3 protein-coding genes are annotated in these 2895 nt (G+C 75.3%); 2 read left to right on the top strand and 1 reads right to left on the bottom strand.

Going from position 1 to position 2895, the window contains the following annotated elements:
- Window positions 1-560, bottom strand: a 560-nt coding sequence (locus tag ACFV61_RS33635; RefSeq protein ID WP_380495864.1) for a TetR/AcrR family transcriptional regulator, incomplete at its 3' end; no start/stop codon positions are given.
- Window positions 561-710: 150 nt separating this feature from the next.
- Between ACFV61_RS33635 and ACFV61_RS33640 the strand changes: the two genes are divergently transcribed.
- Together ACFV61_RS33640 and ACFV61_RS33645 are read left to right on the top strand one after the other, a co-directional pair.
- Complete coding sequence (locus ACFV61_RS33640) at window positions 711-1928, top strand: FAD-dependent monooxygenase (protein ID WP_380495866.1); 1218 nt, start codon at window positions 711-713, stop codon at window positions 1926-1928.
- A gap of 287 nt (window positions 1929-2215) precedes the next feature.
- Window positions 2216-2836: an RNA polymerase sigma factor gene (locus tag ACFV61_RS33645; protein WP_380495869.1), complete on the top strand. Its 621-nt coding sequence runs from the start codon at window positions 2216-2218 to the stop codon at window positions 2834-2836.
- Window positions 2837-2895 lie beyond the last annotated feature (59 nt).

The raw sequence follows: 2895 nt of genomic DNA on the forward strand, positions 1-2895 counted from the left end.
AGGTAGTGTGCCACCTCGCCGCACAGGTCCTCCGGTGTCGGCACGTGCCAGTGTCCGCTTCCCGCTGTGGCGTTGAACAGCAGCCCGTCGCACCAGCGGATCAGCCGTCGGGCGTCGGCCGCCGGGTCGGCCGAGCCGCTCTGCGCCAGCAGGGCGGCAGCGGTGTCGGTGAAGCGCGCGCCCAGCCGGTCGTAGCCGGCGCGCAGTTCGGGCCGGCGGGTGGCTTCCAGGGCGAGTTCGAGGCGGGCCAGGGTGAGCCTGCGCCCGGTGGTGAGCGCGCCGTACAGCAGCTCGGCCACTCCCTGGGTGAGCAGGTGGCGCGGGCAGCAGTCCGGCTGGGGCCCGCCGGCCATGAGCGGGTGGCCTCCGGTCTCGCGTTCGACGATGCGGGTGAGGGCGAGGTCGAGCAGGGCGGCCCTGGTCCGGGCGAGGTTCGAAGTCGAGCCGGCGGGCAGTCCGGCCTCCTCGTCCACGGCGCGGTGGGTCAGCCCGCGCAGGCCGCGCTCGGCGATCAGGGCGATGGCGGCGTCGGCGATCAGCGTCGGGCGCGGCGGTGTCATGGATCCGGTCCTGGCCTCTCTCTTCAGGGGGTCCCGACCCGGGGCGGGCCCGAACCCCCTTCACGCCAACACTATCCCATCCCAACTACAGGTGTAGTACGGTGCGGGACATGGTCACTACAGCCGTAGTTCCGGGAGAGGAGTTCACTCATGGGCGCGTACCAGGCGATCGTCATCGGCGGCGGCATCGGCGGACTCTCCGCCGCCCTCGCCCTCCACCGCCAGGGCATCCCCGTGACCGTCCACGAGCGCGCCGCCTCGCTCGAACCCGTCGGCGCCGGACTCGCCCTCGCCCCCAACGCCCTGCGCGCCCTCGACCGGCTCGGCATCGGCGAACGCCTGCGCGCCCTCGCCACCCCCCATCCCGCCGTCGGCCTGCGCCACCCCTCCGGACGCTGGCTCGCCCGTACCGACACCGCCACCTTCGAGGCCTGCTTCGGCGACACGATCGCCGCCGTCGCCCGCGCCGACGTCATCGCCGCCCTGGTCGACACCCTTCCGGACGGCACCGTCCGCACCAACTCGCCCGCCGCCCTCGTCACCCCCGGAGGCACCACCGGAAGCGCCACCGGGGGCACCCCAGGAAGCACCACCGGACCAGCCGTCGTCCGGACCCCCGACGGGGAGCGGCCCGCCGCCCTGGTGGTCGCCGCCGACGGCCTCCGCTCCGCCACCCGCGCGCTGCTCTTCCCCCGGCACCCCGGCCCCCGCTACAGCGGCTTCACCACCTGGCGCACCGTCGTGTCCCCCACCCGCCGGCCGGATGCCGTGGGCGAGGTCTGGGGACGCGGACAGCTCGCCGGCGTCGTCCCGCTCGCCGACGGCCGGGTCTACGTGTACGGCGCCGCCCTCGCCCCGGCCGGCGCCCGCGCCGCCGACGGCGACGAGAAGGCCGAACTCCTGCGCAGGTTCGGCACCTGGTGCGCGCCCGTACCCCAACTCCTCGCGCTCGCGGAACCCGAGCGCGTCCTGCGCCACGACGTCTGGGACCTCGCCGACCCCCTGCCCACCTACCACCAGGGCCGGGTCGCCCTCCTCGGCGACGCCGCCCACGCCATGTGCCCCTTCCAGGGCCAGGGCGCCTGCCAGGCCATCGAGGACGCCGTCGTCCTCGCCTCCGCCCTGACCCCCGGCGCGGACCCGGCCACCACGCTCCCCGCCTACACCGCCGCACGCCTCCCGCGCACCACCGCCATCGTCACCGGCTCCCGCCGTACCGGCGGCCTCGTCGCCCTCCGCACCCCCGCCGCCACCCGCCTGCGCGATGCCGCCCTCACCCTCGCCGGCCTCCTCCCGGCCCGCACCCTGCTCAACCGCTCCGCCCGGACGTACAACTGGCAGCCCCCGGCCCTCGACGCAACCGCCTGAGCACGGACTGCCCGCCACTCGCCCGGGACCAGCCGGCGGGCTGGATGCCGAGGCGGCCGGCATGCGGGGCGAAGTGCGCGGGCGCGGCCTTGCCCGCGAGTTCGGGGACCACGACGATCCGCCCGAGGCCTTCGACCGGATGCGCGGGATCGCCGTGCAGGCGATCGCTCCGACGATGGCCGGGCGGGCCGGTAGAGCGGCCAGGCGCGCTCCGCGGGTGACGCAGGTCATAGGAACCCGCGCGGGCGGGGCACCAGATAGGGGGCGTGGACTCTTCAGATCGAGATGTGCGCGCGAGGGCGCGGGCCGGTGACCGGGACGCGTTCGGCCGGCTCTTCGACACGTATGCGCGCGCGGTGTACAACCACGTGTTCCGGCTCACCGGGGACTGGTCGACGGCGGAGGACGTGATGTCGTTGACGTTCCTGGAAGCCTGGCGCCGGCACGACCGGGTCGAGGCGGAGGGCGGGTCGCTGCGGCCCTGGCTGCTGGGCATCGCCACGAAGCTGGTCAGCAACCAGCGCCGGGCCGCCCGGCGGCACTGGCAGGTACTGGCGCAGCTCCCGCCGGCCCGCGAGGACGTTCCCGACTTCGCGCAGGAGGTGGCCGGGCGGATCGACGACGCGGCGCGGATCGCGGTCCTGCACCAGTCGCTGGCGCGGTTGCGCCGCCCGGACCGTGAGGTGCTGGCCCTGTGCGTGTGGGCGGGCCTGGACTACCAGGAGGCCGCCGAGGCCCTGGGCGTACCGGTGGGCACCGTACGCTCACGCCTGTCCCGGGCCCGGGCCCGGCTGCACCGTCTCGCCGAGACGGCCCAGCGCCGGGCGCAGCGGAAAAAAGTGGAACCCGGCCGTGGCCGGAACCAGATCCAGGGTGGGTCCGCGAGTGCGGCCCCCCCCAACCACTAAGTAAACCACAGAACCCCCCACAGCCGCCCCAACCCCTCCCGCCCCCCACAAAACACCGG

Origin of the sequence: Kitasatospora sp. NPDC059817 (assembly GCF_042731835.1) — a bacterium.
GTDB lineage: Bacteria > Actinomycetota > Actinomycetes > Streptomycetales > Streptomycetaceae > Kitasatospora.

What these genes read in the sequence shown, in the direction of transcription:
- ACFV61_RS33640 (WP_380495866.1), top strand. Translation starts at nt 711, where the DNA reads ATGGGCGCGTACCAGGCGATCGTCATCGGCGGCGGCATCGGCGGACTC.